At 61.5% G+C, this 17,992-nt stretch carries 17 protein-coding genes; 10 read left to right on the top strand and 7 right to left on the bottom strand.

Annotated features, from left to right (window positions below; translation table 11 throughout):
- The first annotated feature begins 348 nt into the window (after positions 1 to 348).
- The 7 genes from L6R21_26075 (at position 349) to L6R21_26045 (ending at position 6,487) form a co-directional block, all read left to right on the top strand.
- Positions 349 to 819 carry a PTS sugar transporter subunit IIA gene (locus L6R21_26075; GenBank protein MCK6562673.1) on the top strand — a complete coding sequence of 157 codons (471 nt, stop codon included), beginning with the start codon at positions 349 to 351 and terminating at the stop codon, positions 817 to 819.
- 81 nt (positions 820 to 900) lie between these two features.
- On the top strand, positions 901 to 1,683 hold the full coding sequence (locus L6R21_26070) for an RNA methyltransferase (GenBank protein MCK6562672.1): 783 nt from the start codon (positions 901 to 903) through the stop codon (positions 1,681 to 1,683).
- A gap of 3 nt (positions 1,684 to 1,686) precedes the next feature.
- A complete protein-coding gene (locus L6R21_26065) occupies positions 1,687 to 2,529 on the top strand; it encodes a CPBP family intramembrane metalloprotease (GenBank protein MCK6562671.1) in 843 nt (280 codons plus the stop codon).
- Positions 2,530 to 2,692: 163 nt separating this feature from the next.
- Positions 2,693 to 3,139 carry a hypothetical protein gene (locus tag L6R21_26060; protein MCK6562670.1) on the top strand — a complete coding sequence of 149 codons (447 nt, stop codon included), beginning with the start codon at positions 2,693 to 2,695 and terminating at the stop codon, positions 3,137 to 3,139.
- Between the two features lie 492 nt (positions 3,140 to 3,631).
- Positions 3,632 to 5,740 (top strand): S8 family serine peptidase, encoded by a 2,109-nt coding sequence (locus L6R21_26055; protein MCK6562669.1) that lies wholly within the window; start codon positions 3,632 to 3,634, stop codon positions 5,738 to 5,740.
- A 42-nt stretch (positions 5,741 to 5,782) separates the two neighbouring features.
- The gene (locus L6R21_26050) at positions 5,783 to 6,262 is read left to right on the top strand and encodes a tetratricopeptide repeat protein (protein ID MCK6562668.1); all 480 of its coding nucleotides are present in this window, start codon (positions 5,783 to 5,785) and stop codon (positions 6,260 to 6,262) included.
- A gap of 9 nt (positions 6,263 to 6,271) precedes the next feature.
- Positions 6,272 to 6,487, top strand: coding sequence for a hypothetical protein (locus tag L6R21_26045; protein MCK6562667.1), 216 nt, complete (start codon positions 6,272 to 6,274; stop codon positions 6,485 to 6,487).
- A 44-nt stretch (positions 6,488 to 6,531) separates the two neighbouring features.
- Here L6R21_26045 and L6R21_26040 read toward each other — a convergent pair whose 3' ends face one another.
- From L6R21_26040 to L6R21_26015, 6 genes are all read right to left on the bottom strand, one after another.
- On the bottom strand, positions 6,532 to 7,023 hold the full coding sequence (locus L6R21_26040; GenBank protein MCK6562666.1) for an adenosine-specific kinase: 492 nt from the start codon (positions 7,021 to 7,023) through the stop codon (positions 6,532 to 6,534).
- A gap of 279 nt (positions 7,024 to 7,302) precedes the next feature.
- Positions 7,303 to 7,692, bottom strand: a complete 390-nt coding sequence (locus L6R21_26035; protein MCK6562665.1) for a RidA family protein — start codon at positions 7,690 to 7,692, stop codon at positions 7,303 to 7,305.
- Between the two features lie 61 nt (positions 7,693 to 7,753).
- Positions 7,754 to 8,425 (bottom strand): redoxin domain-containing protein, encoded by a 672-nt coding sequence (locus L6R21_26030; GenBank protein ID MCK6562664.1) that lies wholly within the window; start codon positions 8,423 to 8,425, stop codon positions 7,754 to 7,756.
- A 23-nt stretch (positions 8,426 to 8,448) separates the two neighbouring features.
- Complete coding sequence (locus tag L6R21_26025; protein MCK6562663.1) at positions 8,449 to 9,330, bottom strand: ABC transporter permease; 882 nt, start codon at positions 9,328 to 9,330, stop codon at positions 8,449 to 8,451.
- Positions 9,305 to 10,252, bottom strand: a complete 948-nt coding sequence (locus L6R21_26020; GenBank protein ID MCK6562662.1) for an ATP-binding cassette domain-containing protein — start codon at positions 10,250 to 10,252, stop codon at positions 9,305 to 9,307. The genes L6R21_26025 and L6R21_26020 overlap by 26 nt, the downstream gene beginning before the upstream one ends.
- Positions 10,253 to 10,258: 6 nt before the next feature.
- A complete protein-coding gene (locus tag L6R21_26015; GenBank protein ID MCK6562661.1) occupies positions 10,259 to 11,020 on the bottom strand; it encodes a carboxypeptidase regulatory-like domain-containing protein in 762 nt (253 codons plus the stop codon).
- A gap of 450 nt (positions 11,021 to 11,470) precedes the next feature.
- Here L6R21_26015 and L6R21_26010 point away from each other — a divergent pair, with 450 nt between their 5' ends.
- On the top strand, positions 11,471 to 12,352 hold the full coding sequence (locus L6R21_26010) for an exodeoxyribonuclease IX (GenBank protein MCK6562660.1): 882 nt from the start codon (positions 11,471 to 11,473) through the stop codon (positions 12,350 to 12,352).
- Between the two features lie 132 nt (positions 12,353 to 12,484).
- On the opposite strand, the gene L6R21_26005 is transcribed toward L6R21_26010, so the two are convergent.
- Positions 12,485 to 14,035, bottom strand: a complete 1,551-nt coding sequence (locus L6R21_26005) for a sigma-54-dependent Fis family transcriptional regulator (protein ID MCK6562659.1) — start codon at positions 14,033 to 14,035, stop codon at positions 12,485 to 12,487.
- A 313-nt stretch (positions 14,036 to 14,348) separates the two neighbouring features.
- On the opposite strand from L6R21_26005, the gene L6R21_26000 reads away from it, so the two are divergent.
- Entirely contained in the window at positions 14,349 to 15,815 is a 1,467-nt protein-coding gene (locus L6R21_26000; GenBank protein MCK6562658.1) for a UPF0164 family protein, read from the top strand.
- Positions 15,812 to 17,914, top strand: a complete 2,103-nt coding sequence (locus tag L6R21_25995; protein ID MCK6562657.1) for an AAA family ATPase — start codon at positions 15,812 to 15,814, stop codon at positions 17,912 to 17,914. The genes L6R21_26000 and L6R21_25995 overlap by 4 nt, the downstream gene beginning before the upstream one ends.
- Positions 17,915 to 17,992 lie beyond the last annotated feature (78 nt).

Genomic DNA, 17,992 nt, shown 5'->3' with positions numbered 1-17,992 from the left:
TCCGCATGCGTGAAGAACACGGACAGTGCGCTGCCGGCAGCGCTGAGTTTTTCTTGAAGCGCCGGTGATTTGAGAGCGAGTGCGGCATCGCTGCGGACACCAGTGCGAAAATAAGGTTTGCAATTGAGACGACACTGCTATAAATTTGCCGTCCTAATTTGACCGGAGGAGTTGATTGGCCTCATACCCGCGCCCTCCTGCCTGGCGGGCTGTGAGTCGTGATCACGTGCGCACATTGTGAGTTTGCCCCCAGGGCCGCACCGCATGCAGGCGGCAGTCACTGCCGGACAGTGCGGTTCGTGGGGAGTGGTGCGCAGGCAGCCGGTGTGCTCGAAGGAGACATTGTTCATGAAGTTGCAGGATATTTTGTCAAAAGACCTGATCAAAGTGCCGCTCGCCAGCCGCGACAAGACGAAAGTGATCGAAGAGATGGTGGATGTGCTGGCCGCGGCGCACCGGATCAAGGATCGCAACCAGGTGCTCAAGGCCATTCTCGACCGCGAGGCGGTGATGAGCACCGGCGTGGGCGAAGGCGTTGCGATTCCGCACGGCAAGGCCGAAGCGGCGCCGGAGATCGTGGCGGCGCTCGGCATTGCCCACACTCCGGTTGAGTTCGATGCGATCGATGATCAGCCGGTGCGGCTGGTGTGGCTGCTGGTCGGCCCGCCGCATCAAACCGGTCCGCATTTGAAAGCGCTCAGCCGGATTTCGCGCCTGGTGCACAAACGAGACTTTCGCGAGCGCCTGCTGGCGGCCGCCACGCCCGCAGAAGCCTTTGGCACCATCAGCAATGAGGAAGAAAGCTTTCATGAATCCTGATCGTCGCGGGGCTGCCCGGTGGCGGCATTGAAGTCCACACCGCTTGCTTTCCTGCTCAGCACCTAGCCCGTCTGTCCTCCTATGCTTTCCAAAGCTGATTTGAAATCCATCACCCGGTTGCTGCAGAAGAAATACCGTGAAGAGACGCAATGCTTCCTGGCGGAAGGCGGCCGCGTCTGTGAAGAAGCGATCCAATCGGGTTGGGAGATTGAACACATCATCTCTTGCCCCTCGCTGCTCAACTCGCTGCGCTCGCATCAGGCGTTGAAGCTGGCGCAGCAGCGCGGCCTGCCGGTCGAAGAAGTCGGCGTCGAGGCGTTCGCTAATCTTTCCGACACCAAGAACTCGCAGGGGATTGTCGCGGTTGTGCGCAAGCGGCCGCCCGCCCTCGATCCGCTGGAGCAAATGAAGCAGGTGCCGCGCAGCTTGTGGGTGGCGATCGAAAAACTCCATGACCCCGGCAACCTCGGCACGATCTTGCGGACCGCGGACTGGCTGGGCGTGGACGGCATCATCGTGGGCACCACCTGCGTCGAGGTATACAATCCCAAAGTCGTGCGCGCCAGCATGGGCGCGCTGTTCCGGCTGGCGATCCACGAAGTCGAAGATGTCGTCGGCCTGTTGCGCAAATTCCAGATGTTCGGCTGCGTGCTTTACGGCGCGGATCAGTCCGGCGATTTTCCCTACACGACCTTGCGCTTTTCCGCCAAGAAAGTGCTGGTGTTGGGCGATGAAATCGAAGGACTCTCCCCGCAGCTCAAAGAGATCATCCAGCATCGCGTTTCCATTCCCAAACGCGGCGGCGGCGACTCGCTCAATGTCGCGATTGCCGCGGCCATTCTGCTGGCGGAAATGTGCCGGTGAACCATGCGATCTGAAGCAACCCCGCCCGCTGCGACCGCTGCCCTTTATCCTCCTCTGCGCGGCGTCGGCATTGTTCTCCTGCTTTCCTCCATTCCCCTGGTCATCGCCGGATTTCTGAGCGAGCGCACGCTCACCAAGTGGCCGCTGCTGTTCGGCGAGTTGTCGCTGCTGGTGCCGGCTTATCTCTACCTGCGCCACAAAAAACTTTCGCCGCGCACGGTGTTCCGCCTCAACCCGGTGAGCTGGCGCGTGGTGGGGGTGACCGTGGCCCTGGGGCTGGCCATTACCGTGCTCGCCTTCGAAGTGGATCGCCTGGTGAGTGTGCTGCTGCCTTTTCCCGAACAATGGGAGGCAATCCTGCAGCGGACTTTGCAGGCCAACAGCACGCTGGATTGGATCATCATGCTGCTCGCCGCGGTGCTGTTTGCCGGCGTGTTCGAAGAAATGCTGTTTCGCGGCTTCGTGCAGAATGCCTTTGAAGAGCGGCACCAGCCGGCCTACGCCATTTTCATCACCGCAATTCTCTTCGGCGCGGTGCATTTGAATCCCTGGTGGTTCGTGCAGTTCATCTTCATCGCCTTCTTTCTCGGCGTGCTGGCCTGGAAGAGTGACTCGATCATTCCCGGCGCGATCGTGCACGCGCAAAACAATCTCACCGCGCTGCTGCTCAACAATCTCACGCAGGACGCCAACAATCCGCTGATGCAGTGGCACGGCCACGTGCATCCGCTGCTGTTGCTCGCCGCCGTGCTGGTGTTGGTGGCGGGCTTGCGCCTGTTCTTCCGCTACTGCGAGGAAGAAATTCAAATTCCCACGTTCTTGAACACGCCGCTGTCACCCTTCTGAGCCGCCCACCGCTTTCCGCATTCCCGCCGGGTTGACACTACTGTTTAGCCAAACGATTGCATTCTCTTAACCGCAGGAAATCTGTGCGCAGGTTTTGCGCTCGGCACTGTTGCGACAGATTGCCGGGAAGAGAGTTCGCCGAACGAGAGCGTGGGCTGCGACTATGGACCGAATCATCATTCTCAACGACGACCTCGAATCTCAGATGCGCATGTATCTGGCGCTGTGTGCGAGTTATCGCATCGACATTGCCGAGGACGAAGTGACGTTGATGCGGCTCTTGCGCCGCAAGCGGCCGGATTTGCTGCTGCTAGATGCGCATTACAGCCGTTTCAATCAAGACGGCAAAACCGCCTGCAAGCTGATTCAGAAGATCAAACACAAACACCGCCGCGTGCGCGTGCTCGCCATTGTCGCCAGCGACGAACGCCTGGGCTGCTCGCTGCAGGAGAGCGGCGCCGATGGCTGGGTCGATCGTCACGTCGAGGCGGATGAATTGCTGGCGCGCGTCAATCGCCTGCTCGCCTTGCCAACCCCCTTCACCCTGGAAACCGCTGGCAGCGACGAGCCGGAGGCCGCTGTGGCCTTGAGTCCGAACGAGCTGCTCTAGCGGGCGTCCGTTCGAAATTGCAGGCACTGCACAAAAGTGCTCCCGCCAGGGCTTGGCCGTTCCATCAAATACCCCAGAGTTTCCAGAAACGCGATTGCGGCTGCGCCAAGCACCGTCGCGACCCTCGAATTGCCTGCCAGAGCCGGATTCTACAACCAAGTGGAACCCGGTTTTTTATTTTTGACACCCTGACCCGGCAGCGGCGCAGGCGGCCGCTTGCCTCCCGCCGCAGGCTCTCCGTCATCGTGTCAAGGCGCTTCGTCACTCGCGGTTTTGCCCCTTGCTTTTGCTAGGCTGTTTTTCTATTTTGGCCCACAAGCAACTGTTGCCGTGAAGGCGAAATTTTCGGATCGTCGGCGGCGTTGTTGGAAGAGAACGCGAGAATGCGCGTGCGGAGCGGAGGGCAATCGCACCGGGGCGGGTTCCAGCAGCGCGCCGCTGACGCTTCTGAATCATCTAAACCAGTAAACGATCAATCCTATGAGGTACCGCTTGTCTCAGCGCCCCTTTTTCTTCGTGTCGCTCGCCACTTTGCTCTCGCTGTTTTTCCTGCCTGACACGTTTTCTGCCGGCACCCCGGATTTCGGCGCGCCGTCCGCCCAATCCCAGGAGCAGGCGGAGCAATCAGAAAAGTTTTGGATATTTTTCAAGGATAAAGGCCCGACCGCGCTGGCCAAAAGTGCGGCCGCGTTGCAGGAAGCGAAGTCGCGGCTTTCTGAGCGCGCTTTGCAGCGCCGCGCCAGGGTCGCCGGCGAGAGCCAACTGGTCGATGCCTACGACCTGGACGTGTACGAACCTTATCTCAAAGAGCTGGCGGCCCTCGGCCTGACGCCCATCACGGTGTCGCGCTGGTTGAATGCGGTGAGTGTAGCCGCCACGCCGGCGCAGAGGGCAGCGGTCGAGCAACTCGCCAGCGTTGCCTCCGTGCGGCCGGTGAGCCGCTTGCGAACGCCGCCAGTCAAAACGCTGGAACAACCGCCGGCAAGCTTGCGAAAGCCGGCGGCGCCGCATCGTTATTCCTATGGCACCTCACTGACGCAAATGGAACAGATCCGCGCCACGGATTTGCATGATGCCGGCATCACCGGCCGTGGCGTGCTGGTGGGCATGTTCGACTCCGGCTTTCGCTGGCAGGAGCATGAGGCCTTTCAACATCTGAAAAACCGCGTGCTCGGCGAGCGCGATTTCATCCGCAATGACAAGGTTACACGCAATCAGTCGGGTGATCCGCCCGGCCAGGACAGCCACGGCACGGAAACGCTCTCGGTGCTGGGCGGTTTCAAAGAAGGGCAACTGATCGGCCCGGCCTTCGATGCCGATTTTCTGTTTGCCAAAACGGAAAACATCACCTCGGAAACGCATGCCGAAGAGGATTTCTGGGTGGCGGGCATCGAGTGGATGGAGCAATTGGGCGTTCAGGTGACTTCGACCTCGCTGGGCTACAGCACCTTCGACCAGGGGCAGGCGGGTTATTCCCCCGCGGACATGGACGGCAAAACCGCCATCATCACCAAGGCCGCGGAAATTGCGGCCGGCAAGGGCGTGATCGTGGTCAACAGCGCGGGCAATGAGGGTGACGACAGTTGGCGCATCATCACGGCGCCGGCGGACGGCCCGAACGTGATTGCCGCGGGCGCGGTCAACGCGGCGGGCGAGATTGTCGGCTTCTCGGGCCGCGGCCCGACCGCGGACGGCCGCATCAAACCCGATGTGATGGCCATGGGCATCGGCGTGCAAGCCGTGGTGATCGGCGCGCCCAACAGCTACGGCTTCGTCAGCGGCACTTCTTTCTCCTGCCCGTTGACCGCGGGCGTGGTCGCGCAAATCCTTTCGGCGCATCCGGAGGTCACGCCGCAGCAGATGATGAGTGTGCTGCACAGCACCGGCAGCCTCGCCGCCACGCCCAACAATGATTACGGCTATGGCATTCTGAATGCGCGCGCGGCGGTCACGGCGCTCGGTCCGGCGTTCAGCAATCTTCCTGAAATCAGCTCCACCAACGGCGAACTGCAGGTCACGATTCGCATTCTTTCGCGCGACGGCCTGGTGCCGGGCAGCGTGCAGGTTTGGTATGCCGAGCGCGGCAGCACGAACTACAGCAGCGCGACGCTGGCGCCGGTTGATTCGATTGCCTTCGCCGGCCGGATTCCCAAACCGGCCTCGGATACGGCGCACTTCCAGATTCACTTTACCGCGGAGGACAACGGTTTCGGCCGCGTCACCTATCCGCGCAATTCACCGCAAGGTGATTTTCTCGTGCGGCGCGACGGCACGCTGGAAGTCGGCAGCCGGCCGCCCAAGCCGCCCACAAGTTTTGTGCTGGAACAAAACACGCCCAATCCGTTTCGGGTTTCTACCGGTAACGCGGCGACGGTGATCGGCTTCACGCTCACCGAAGCGGCGCCGGTGAATATCCGCATCTACAACATGCTGGGCCAGGAGGTACGTACCTTGTTGTCCGCCCCGCGCGAAGCCGGCCGTTCGGAAATAAGCTGGGACGGCCGTGACAGCCGCGGCCGCCTGCTTGCGAGCGGCGTCTATTTCTACGTCATCCGCACGCCGCAGGCAACCGCGCGCAAAAAACTCCTGCTCTTGCGGTGACGCCGGCTGCACTTGAACCCTGAATCCGCCCGTGATCCAATCATGGAAAGACTGAGAGACGAGGCGTTGCGCTTCTTTCGCATTGCATATGAGATGCAAATGCGGGGGCATTTGGAACAGGCGGCCGCGCATTACAAGAAATCTCTGGAAATCGCGCCGACCGCGGAAGCGCATACGTTCTTGGGTTGGACCTACAGCATGATGGGACGCCTGGAGGAAGCGATTGCCGAATGCCGGCGCGCGATCCAGCTCGATTCGGATTTCGGCAATCCCTACAACGACATCGGGGTCTATTTGATGGAGATGGGAAAACTCGAGGAGGCGATCCCCTGGCTGCGGCGGGCCATGTCCGCCCCGCGCTACGAAAACCGCGAATTTCCCCATGCCAATCTCGGCTTGATCTTCGAGCGGAAGTTGCTGTGGCCGCGCGCGCTCGAGCACTATGAAGCCGCGCTCGCCATACGGCCGGATTATACCGTAGCCCGCAAGGCCGTAGAACGCCTGCGGGCGAATCTGAATTGAGGCAGGGGCATGACGGCGCAAGCACTGCTGGTCGTGGCCCTTGCCTGTTTGCTGGTCGCCGGCGTCTTTGTCGGCCTGTGGCTCAGACTCTATCGCCGCAACCGCCGCTCACCCGTTGTCCCACCCAAACCCACTTCGACGATGCAGGAAAAGCTGCTTGCTCCCCAGCCGCCGGCAGAATCCCACCGCCACCAGCCGCGCCCCCCGGCCTCGCAGGATGATTGAAGTCTGGCTACGCCGCCCAGGTCGGCGCAGCCGCATGCGATGACTCAGAGCTTGTAACCAAACCGGCGCAACAAGCCTTTTCGTTCCGCGATTTCCTTTTCGCCTTCCACGCCCAGCGGCGATTCGCCGTCAATCACGCCGAGAATACCACGGCCCTGGGCGCTCTCCGCCACGATCACTTGCGTCGGGTTGGCCGTGGCGCAGAAGATCCGGCACACTTCCGGCACATTGCGGATGAGGCCGAGCACGTTGATCGGGAAGACATTGCCGAGGAAAATAATGAAGCTGTGGCCGGCGCCGATCGCTTGCGCATTTTTCTTCGCCAGCGCCAGGCACTCCTCGTCCGTCCCGCTCCAGCGGATCAGCCGCGGGCCGCTGGCTTCGCAAAAGGCCAGGCCAAACTTGATGCCGGGCACGGCGGCCACCAGCGCCTCGTGCAGATCTTCAACCGTTTTGATAAAATGGCTTTGCCCGAGAATGAAATTCATCGCCTCGGGCTTTTCGATGGGGACGAGCTTGAGCTCTTCGAGTCGCATGATCTTCCTCACGGTTTTGGTTCGGGGTGAAGGAGAATTGTGGGGAGTGTTGCGCGGAAGGTAAGAAAACCCGGCAGAAATGCCAATGCCAATTCTGCAGAGCTTCAGTGCATTCGAGGTTGAGAAAAGAACTCACGCGGAGAGGCCTGGCCGCAGAGGCTCGCCATGATCGCTTGATCATCCGTTGCCACTAATCATGGAAGGCTGCAGCCAAGTCTGCATTGCGCCTCCCGGCAGCTTTGCGTGGATTTTGCCGTTTGCGGTTCCGTCCCGTTCGGGTTATGAGGAAATGATGGCATCGGCCTCGATCTCGACCAGCATTTCCGGCATGATCAAGCGGCTCACCTGTACCATGCTGGTCGCGGGCCGGATGGCGCCGAAAAACTCGCCATGGGCGCGGCCGATCTGCTCCCAATCGTCGATGTTGATGACATAGATGCGCGTGCGCACCACGTCCTGCAGGCGGGCGCCGGCGTGCTGCAGCGCCGTCTGAATGTTGCGGATCGTCTGCACGGTTTGCGCGTACGGATCACCGAGGCCGACGATCCCGCCGTCGGCGTTGGTCGCCGTCGTGCCGGAAACACAAATCGTGTTGCCGAGCCGCACCGCGCGCGAATAGCCCACCACCGGCTCCCACTTTGTGCCGGTGGCGATGTTCTTTCGTTCCAGCATTGGTCTCTCCTTTGTGCCATACGGCAACAACAACGGATTGCAGCAATCCTCTCAACCACTAATCACGCGGCTCGGGCTTCGCAACCAGCCGGCGAATGGCCGCCGTCACTTCGTTGAAATCCGGCTCATTCACCCATTGTTGCACGATTTGACCCTGCCGGTCGATGAGAAACATCGCCGGAATCACTTTCACGCGATATGTTTCCCATGCCGGCTTGTCCGCGGCATCCATGAAAATCGGATAAGTGATCTTGTGCTTCTGCCGGAAGGATTGCACCGGCTTGACGCCTTTTTCATTGACGGCAATTCCCACGACGGAAAAGCCGCTGTCGGCGAACTGATCATGCACTTTTTGCAGGCTGGGCAAGGTGCGCACGCACGGCTTGCACCAGGTCGCCCAAAAGTCGAGCAAAAGAACCTGGCCGCGGAAATTCGCCAGCGTCACCGCCTCGCCTGTCAGTGTGTTCACAGTGAATGACGGCGCCGGCCGCGGCAACACCGGCGGCACGTAGGCTTCGGGATCCTGCGCGAATATTCCCTGACAGCGTTTGGCGCAGAAGTAGTAGGTTTGGCCTTGGTAAATGGTGGAAGCCGCCACTTTTTCGGGTGTGGTGGTGCCTTCCAACACGCGGCAGACCGCGCACAGTGCCTGTTCGGGAGTTTGGGGAGTCGCCGCCGTTGCCAGCAACAGCAGCAGCGCAGCAAGGAAGTGTCTGCAGGAGTATTTCATGGCTGTATGTTGTTTGGAATTGATCAGGGCAGGCGATAGGCTCGGCGGCGCGACCACAGCGCCAAACCGAACATCGCGATCGCAAAAATGACGGTAATCAACAGGGCGAGGCCGGCCGGCGGCAGCGCCATGGCGCGGCTGATTTCGGGCGCATACAAACACTGCCGCAGCGCCGCCAGGCAATAGGTGACGGGATTGATCATGATGATCCACTGCAGCGGCGCCGGCGTGCCGGCTGCCGGAAAAAACGCGCCCGAGAGCAGCCACAGCGGAATGAGAAACACATTCATGATGACGTGAAAGCCCTGTGTCGAATCCATGCGCCAGGCAATGGCAAAACCCAGGGCGGTCATGGCGCCAGCGCTGAGCGCCAGCACCAGCGTGGCGGAGAGCAGCGTGCGCCAGGTCAGCGCGATGCCGAGCAACGGTGCCAGCAGCAGGAAGAGGACGGCTTGCACCAGCGCCAGCGTGGCGCCGCCGCCCACTTTGCCGAGTACCAGCACGGCGGGATGAACCGGCGCCACCAACACGGATTGCAGAAATCCCGAAGTACGGTCTTCGATGATGGAGATGTTGGTGAAGATCGCGCTGAACAGCAGGATGAGCAGAATCGTGCCGGGGAAAAAGTACTCCAAATAGTTCAAATGCTCCGGTGCGCCGGCGGGCTGAAAGGAGGGACTCAAGCCAGCGCCCAGCAGCAGCCAGAACAGCAGCGGCTGCCCGAGCGCGCCAAACAAGCGGCTGCGCTGCCGCACGAAGCGCATCAGCTCGCGCTGCCACAGGGTGAACACCGGCCGCCAGAAGAAGGAGCGTGGCGAAGGCAAGCCGGTGGCGGAGGAGGATTCCGGTTGGTTGACACTCGAAAGTTGCGGCACGCTTTCAACCTCGCTGTGCTGTTGCGCCATCCCAGAATTGGTGGCCGGTTTCTTTGATAAACACGTCTTCCAAGGTCGGTTTGCCGATGGTGAGGGAGGTGATCATGCCGGGAAATGCCTCGATGAGTTTGGGCACGAACGCATGGCCGTGGGCGCGCTCCAGGCGCAGGCGGCCGTCCACCAGCGTCGCTTCGATTTGAAACAGCTCACGGATGCGCTGGCGCAGCAGTTCCGGCTGCGCAGAGTTGAGCATGATGACGTCGCCGCCGATGCGCGCTTTCAATTCCTCCGGCGTGCCCAGCGCGATCAGTCGGCCGGCATCGAGAATCGCGAGGCGATCACATTTCTCCGCCTCTTCCAGCAGGTGCGTGGTGAGCAGGGCGGTGACGCCTTCGCCGCTTTGCAGGCTGCGCAACAGGTCCCAAAGATCCTTGCGCGCTCCGGGATCGAGTCCCGTGCTCGGCTCATCGAGCAGGAGAATCGCGGGTTGATGCAACAAACCTTTCGCCAACTCGACCCGGCGGCGTAACCCGCCGGAAAGATTCTCCACCAGCTCATGGCGGCGTTCCTGCAGGCCAAAGCGCTGCAACAATCCGGTCAGGCGCTGCTCCAGCAGTGCACCATGCAAGCCGTAGAGCCTGCCCTGATGTTGGAGATTCTCCGCCACGGTGAGCTTGCCGTCGACGCTCGGCGACTGGAAAACGACCCCGAGACGGCTGCGGACTTGTTGCGGCTGCTGCGCGACGTCAAACCCGGCCACCAGGGCGCGGCCGCCGCCGGCTTGAAACAGCGTGGCGAGAATGCGAAACAGCGTGGTCTTGCCGCCGCCATTGGGCCCAAGGATGCCGAAAATTTCACCGGCATAAACAGAAAAACCCACTCCCCGCAGCGCCGCGCGCCCGTCGTAGGAGTGGGTTAGATTCTCGATTTGAACCAGAGGCTGAGAATTCATTCCATTTCACTTGGCCGCGGCAGGGTAGCTGAAATCGGCCTTGGCAGCCGCGCCGGCAGCGACAGTCACCTTGGCGGTTTGCTTGCCCAGCTTCTCCTGCCAGTATTCCACCGTGTAGGTTCCCGGCGGCACATCGGCAATGGTGAAATTGCCGTCGGCGTCGGTCACGGCATGGTAGGGGTGATCCACCACCATGACTTTCGCGCTCATCCAGCCGTGTACATCACACTTCAGCGTCACCACTTCCGCGAAGTCATAACTGATCTTTTTCTCCTTCACGAACTTGGGCTGCGACATGTTGAACTCTTTGTTCTTGGTGCTGTAGCTGTGCACGTTGTGCAGGATGCCGTCGGGATTGAGAATCCGAATCGGCGTTTTCACTGGCACCACGGAAATGTGCGGGTTGTACATGCAGCCTTTTTGGTCGATGACAAAATCGCTGCCCAGCGCAGTCATCGGTTTGCCGCCGGTGACGCCCGTGATCGACACGACCACGTCCTTGATGCCGCCGTTCGCTGACACCACCAGCGATTCATCGAAATGTTCCTGCTTGCCGCACACTTCCGTGTCTTTGGTGATGGGCAGCTTGGTTTTGGACGCCGCCTTGCCGGCGTATTTCACGGTTCCGGTGACCGAACCGTTGGCCGGCGCCGCCGCTTCGATCTTCACAGCAGGGCTGCCGGCAGGTTTGTCGTTGTCCGCTCCCGCAAACGCCAAGCCGAGAATTACTGTCGCTGCCAGCAAGATCCACAGACGTACAACTCGCATCGGTACACCTCCCTTGGTACTGGGGTTCATGGATGAGAGGATTAACTGAGTGGATGTTGGTTTGCAGGCGAGATCAATGACGGCTGAACCAGAGGCCGGACTTGCAAATGAAGGACAAATTCATCGCCTATCGCGACGCAACAATATAAAACGCGCCCACGAATGTCAAGCTAATTTTCCCCCGCGATTTCGCGATCGCGCCGTGGCAGCGGACAGAAAAAACGCGGCGGATTCCTGACGATGAAAATCCTGCTTCGTCCGCCGGCGACCTTATTGCCGGCAGAGCCGCGTCACTGTTGGGAAAAAGGCCTTTCAACCATCCTGCCCCCCAAAGGATTCCGCCCCCAAAGCCCCCAAAGTCTCCTGCAATTTTGTTCTGGCTTCACAACGCCGGGCGCTTATATTGCCAGGCACCCATCTAATCGTGAACAATTCCCGGAGCCGATCGCAATGCCCACGCTCTACCTCATTGACGCCAGCCCCTACGTCTTTCGCGCTTATTTTTCGATTCCCGCCTCGATGCGCACGCCCGCGGGCGCGGCCAGCAATGCCGTTTACGGTTACACCGCTTTCCTGCTCGATTTGCTCAAGCGCGAGCAGCCATCGCATCTCGCCGTGGCGTTTGACGGCAGCCTCACCACTTCGTTTCGCAATGACATTTACCCGGCTTACAAAGCCCAGCGTGAGCTGCCGCCGCCGGAGTTGGAAGCACAATTCGAGGCCTGCCGCGAAGTCACCGCCGCGCTGGGCATGTGCACGTTTATCGACGATCGCTTCGAGGCCGATGACTTGATCGGTACTCTTCTCCACAAACTGGGCCGCAAAACCGGCGAGTTCGTGATCGTCTCCGGCGACAAGGATCTGGCGCAACTCGTCGGCCCGCGGGTGACGCTGTGGGATTTTGCGAAAGATCGGCGTTTGAATGAAAAAGGCGTGAAACAGCATTTCGGTGTGCGACCCCAGCAGGTGGTGGACTTGCTGGCATTGATGGGAGACGCCGTCGACAATATTCCGGGCGTGAACGGTATCGGCGCGAAAACCGCCGCCGCCTTGCTGGCGAAATTCCATGACCTGGACGACTTGTACGCGCGGCTCGCCGCGGTCGAGCGCATGAACCTGCGCGGCGCGGCCGCGCTTCGCGCCAAGCTGGAGCAAGGCCGCGCCAGCGCGATGCTCTCGCGGCAGCTCGCCACCATCGCCACCGAGGCTCCGGTCGAAGCCAACTGGCGCATGCTGAAATACACCGGCGCCGATCGCGGCAAAGTGGAGGCATTGTTCGACCGGCTGGGCTTCGGCAGGATTCGCGAACGCATCCCCCGCTGGAAGAAATAGTGTCTGTTCAGAGCAGGAAGAAACCGCCCGGGCGCTTGCTCCTGAAGTGTGCACCAGTCGAACAAGGCGTGCGTGCGTTCATGATGAAGCGCCCGGGCGGTGGTGTTTTGGGGCGAACCCGAAACCGGCTGCTCACTCCGTCGCGATTTGATACCGTTCCAGCTTGTTCAACAAACCGCGGCGGCTCAGTCCCAAGCGCGCTGCTGCTTGTGATTTGTTGCCGTTGGTTGCGTTGAGCGCTTTTTGAATCATGCGGCGTTCCAGTGCCTCCACGGCCGCGGACAGGCTGGCCATTTCCTCGAGCGGCGCTGCCGCGGGTGCGCCCGGCCGCACCTCTTCCGGCAAGTCATTCACGGTCAGACACTGCGCCTGCGGCGGCGCCAGGACCACGGCCTGCTCGATCGCATGCTCGAGCTCGCGCACATTGCCCGGCCAGTGATAGCGTTGCAGCATCTGCATCGCCGCCGGATCGAAACCGGTGAGCGGCTTTTGATATTGTTGCGCGTACTTTTTGAGAAAATGCGCGGCGAGCAGCGGCACATCGCCGTTGCGCTCCCGCAACGCGGGCAGGCGCAACAGCACCACTTTCAAACGAAAATACAAATCCTCGCGAAACGCGCCGCTCTTGACCAGCTCAGCCAGGCTGCGGCTGCTGGCCGCGACCACGCGCACATCGACCTTTTGCGTGACGTTGCTGCCCAACGGCCGCACCTCGCCCTCCTGCAACACCCGCATGAGCTTGGCCTGCAGCGGCAGGGGCAGATTGTTGATTTCGTCGAGAAAGAGCGTGCCACCTTCCGCCTCTTGCAGCAGGCCTTTGCGATTCTGCGTGGCGCCGGTGAACGCGCCCTTGACATAGCCGAACAGCTCGCTTTCCAATAGATTGTCGGGAATCGCGCCGCAATCCACGGCGAGAAACTTGCGACCGCGCCGCGGGCCATACTCATGCAGCAGCCGCGCGACGAGTTCCTTGCCCGTGCCGCTCTCGCCTTCGATCAACACGCGCGCGTCGCTGGGCGCCACCCGTTGCAGCAGCGCCAGGACTTTTTGCATGGCCTCGCTTTTCGCCAGCATGCCCGGGAAGCCCTGCTGCGCGATCAGCGTCTGGCGAAAATAGTCGTTCTCCTCCGCCAATTCCTGCAGCCGGCGCAGGCGTTGTAGGGCCGGCGCGACCAGTGCGGCGATCGGCTCCAGCCGCGCCATCGGATTTTCGCCGCTGCGCAGCCTCTCTCCCTTCACTACCACCAGCGCGCCGATGACGGCCTCGCCTGCCTGAATCGGCACGCCCGCTGCGGCCAGCGCGGGCGGACCCAAAATCGCCAAACCCGGAAAGCGTTCATCTTCCGGCAGCCACGGCGAAAGCAGCGCGGTGCGATGTTTGAAAATCCAGCCGGCCAACTGACGGTGGAGTTGTTGCAGTTCTGCTGCGCCGGTGTCGGGCGCGGCGGCGTGGCGCGCGAGCGTGCGAAACCAGCCGGCAGAAGTGACTTCCGCTTCAAACCGGCCCGGTTGCACCAGCAACAGCGCTGCGCCGGCTGCGGTCGTCAGCTCGGTGGCAGTGGCAACCGTCTGTTCGAGAATTGCATCGGCTTCTGGCGCGATCACCAGGGCCTGCGCCAACCGGTGCAGGGTCTGCAGGGCGAGCAGTTCTTGTTTCAGATCATCACTCTGTGGGTCAGTCATGTCGTACACACAGGTTGGTTCGAGTCCGTCGGAAAATGCTCCAACCTCGGCTGAGCCGGGGATTTCAAAACTTCGAGTTCCGTGGAAAATCTGCGGTTTTTGATGCAACGGCCAAGCCGTTGCGGGAACATTCTTGCCAAAAGGCCAGACGCGCGCTCCGGCGCCGCTCACATTACGCTTTTATCGCTGCAATGTCAAGCGGGCAGCGCCGGCGGCCAAAAATCCCCTTGAAATTCCAAGGCAAAGCGCTATCTTGCCGGCAGTGAATTTCATTATCGAGACGATGATGAGAGCTGCGGATTTTCTGAAAAATATGGAACGGGTCTGCGTGCGCACGTCGCGGCGATCTGATTGCGCGCTGTTCTGGCGCAGCCACCTCGCCGGCATTCTGGTGCTGCTGTCGCTGGTCATGCTCTCCGGCGCCGCGCGCAGTCAAACCAGCCGCCCGCGTTTGGCTGATTTCGCCTTCACGCAATTTCGCCTGGTTCCGATTCAACCCGCGAGCCGGCCCGCGAGTCTGGGCGGCGCGTTCATCGCCATCGCGGATGATGCCACGGCCGCGGCCATCAATCCCGCCGGCATCAGTTTTTTGTCGACGCCGGAAATCAGCTTGAGTCATAGCGCCGGCTGGCACACCACGGATTTTGCCGTCAGCCGGCAGGAAGAATCCAACGGCCGCGCGCGGCAATACCAGCGGATCTTCGACCAGACGCTCGTCAACATCACTTACCCGCAGTGGGGTTTTACTTTCGCGGCCTTCCGCCAGGTGGCGTTTCGTTCGGAATTCAGTTTCAGCCGCCGGCAATTTCTCACCCTCGCGCCAAACCGGCCGTTGACACTGGCCGAGCAATTGGGCGCGGGCGGCAACTTTCCGGGACTGGCGAGCGAGCACTATTGCGAAGTGATTCACAATGCCGTGGTGGTGGCACGCACGCTGCCCGGCGGCGTGCATCTCGGCCTCTCGCTGCGCGCCACGCAGTTGCGGCTGCAGCTCGACGAACGCCAGTACTTCGAGCCTGCGCTGTGGCAGCAAACCGACTTCACCGGCATGCCCGAGCAAAGCGTGCCGGTGCGCATCGAGGGCCTCTATCGCATCGATCATGCCCAGCGCAGCCAGTTCAAGCCGGGCTACAGCCTGGGCATGCTGTTCGAATTCAGTCCCCGCTGGACGCTGGGCGCGGTGTATGAACATCTGCCCGCCTATGAAATCGTCAATCGCATCACGCAGCCGGCTTACACTTTACCCGACCGCACGCCCGGCGACGGCCGTGATGACTCCCTCCATTTCACTGCCGAAGAAAAACGCGTGCCCTTCACGCTCAATCTGCCGGACTTTCTCGGTTTCGGGCTGAGTTGGCGGGCGCATGTCCGTCTGTTGCTGGCCGCGGACGTGCTGCTTTATCGCAGCCGCGGATTGTTGCAGGGCCTGCATGATGATCTGCCGCAAGACGACGTCGCCGGCCGCGATCCCGATGGTTTGGGAGACGTGGCGGCGCACCATCACGTTTCCTGGCGCGCCGGCGTGGAGTATCGTTTGATCGAACTGGGCCGCATCTGGCCGTTGCGCCTGGGAATTTACTCCGAACCCAACTTCGGCTGGCAGGCCGTTTCACGCGCGCCGGCGGTGCAGCGCGAGTTTCCGGATAAATCCGGCTTCCTGCATTTCACTTCCGGCGCCGGCGTCGTGCTCAACAACAAGGTGCGCTTCGAAACGAGCCTGGATGTCAGTCCGGAACGAGGGCAAATCAGCCTGATCGGCTCGGCGGTGTTGCGTTTATGATGAAGCAATCGAATGGGCCGCGGCCGTGGCTGATGCTGCTCGCGGGAATGATGCTGTTGACGGCACCGGCAGTCATGGCGCAATGGTCCACGCACTACTTGAACGGCCTGCAGAAGGTCGAGAAGAGCCAGTGGCAGGAGGCGGCGCAGGATTTTCGAGCAGCGCTGGCGATCAAGCCCGCACCGCGACGCGATGCCGTGAGCGAGGTGGGGTTGATCCCCTTCAATTATTTGCCGCACTATCAACTCGGCCGCGCGCTGTTTTTCCTCGCGGATTATGCCGGCGCCCGCGCGCATTTCGATCGCGAACTGGAATACGCCACCATTCGCGAGCTGCCCGCGGATTACAACAATCTGCTGCGGCTGCGTGAGGCCGCCACTGCCCTGTTGCAAATGCAGAAGAGTGAGAGCGCGCCGGCTGTGTTGCCCTGGACGGCGCTGTTGGAGGCGAGCTATCGCCTCGGTCAGGGCTTCACGATTCGCCGCCTGGATTCCTTGCTGACGGCAAACCCCGCGTTGGACGAACCCGGCCGGCAACAAATTTTGCGCTGGTTTGCCGAGCATCCGCCGGCAGCGCGCAGTTCCCCGGCGCGCGCGGAACCGGCTGCCGCGCTTGATTCCCTCGCACAAGAACAGCAAGCTGCGCAGACCGCCTACCTGCAAGGCCGCTATTTCGAGGCGCTCGCCCGCTTCGATCGCCTCGCCACACTCGCGCCGAATGATGCCACCCTCGCCGCCTGGCGCGAGCGTGTGCAATTCGAGATTGCCCGCCTGAGTGCGCCGGCCCCCGCCGCTGCCGCGCGCAGCGATACCATCACCCGAACCGAATACGTGCGGGCCGGCGCGCCGGTGCTCGTGCTGCGCGAGCCGGAGGCCGCCACCGCCAGCGTGCGCACGCCGACGCTGCGCATTCGCGGATATGCGCAAGATGATTCCGGCATTGCCGCGATCACTTTTGTGGTGAATGGCGCCGCGCTAGCCGAGGCTGCCCGGCCGCAGCCGGATGCCGAAGGCAAATATCATTTCACCGCCGCGATTCCCTTGCGTCTGGGCGAAAACGAAATCGCCGTGACTGCTGCTGATCTCGATCGCCAACAGCACACCAGCACGGAACGGTTACGCCTGCGCCGCCTGCCGCCGTTGTATCAAACCGCGCAATTCTGGCTGATCACCGGCGCGGGTCTGGTGTTCGTGCTCGGCGCCCTTTTCGCCAATCGCCTGATCCGCAACCGCATTTCGTTCGTGAATCGCTACAATCCCTACATCGCCGGCGCGCCGATTCGTGACGCCGAGATGTTCTTCGGCCGGCGACAATTGCTCGAGCGCATTCTGCGTACCCTGCCCAACAACAGTCTGATGATCTCGGGAGCGCGGCGGATCGGCAAGACTTCGTTGCAGCATCAATTGCTGCGCCTGCTCAAGGAGCGGGAGGATCCGGTTTATCATTTTGCGCCGGTGCTGGTGGATTTGCAGGGCGTGGCCGAAGAGTCGTTCTTTACGCATCTCATCGAAGAAGCGCGCGACCAGCTCGGCCCGGAGGTGGCGGCGGCCGTGGCGAAACCGCAGCCGCGCGCCGGCTACGGCCACCGTGAGTTCGCCGAAGACTTGCGCACCATCCTGGCGTGTTTGCAGGCCCGCGAGAATGACCGCGGCGCGGCGGGCAAGCGCGTGCGGCTGGTTTTCCTGCTCGATGAAGTGGATGAACTCAATCGCTACAGTGAGCGCACCAACCAGCGGCTGCGTTCGATTTTCATGAAGTCATTCAGCGAGAACCTGGTGGCGGTGCTGACCGGCAGCAACATTCGCAAACAGTGGGAGAGTGAATCAAGTCCGTGGTACAATTTTTTCGAGCAAATCGCAATGCCGGCGCTGTCGCGCGCCGAGGCGCTGCAGCTCATTCATGAGCCGGTCAGGGGGTTTTTCAAGTTCACGCCGGAGGCAGCAGAAAGAATCTGGCAGCTTTCCGAGGGCCGGCCGTTTCTCATTCAGAAATTCTGCGTGCGGTTGGTGAATCATGCCATCGAAACCCGGCGGCGTGTCATCCGCTTGCCGGAGGTCGAGCGCCTGCGGCAGGAAGTGAGAGAGGATACTGCCTCATGAACGTGGAAATTCGAGGCTGGGCGCAACGCGGCGACCGGAGCTCCGAGATTGGCCGCTGCCGCGCCGGCGGAAAATGGT

The organism is bacterium (assembly GCA_023150945.1).
Lineage (GTDB): Bacteria > Zhuqueibacterota > Zhuqueibacteria > Zhuqueibacterales > Zhuqueibacteraceae > Coneutiohabitans.
Note: the sequence above shows the minus strand (reverse complement) of the source record. Positions and strands in the feature narration are given on the sequence as shown.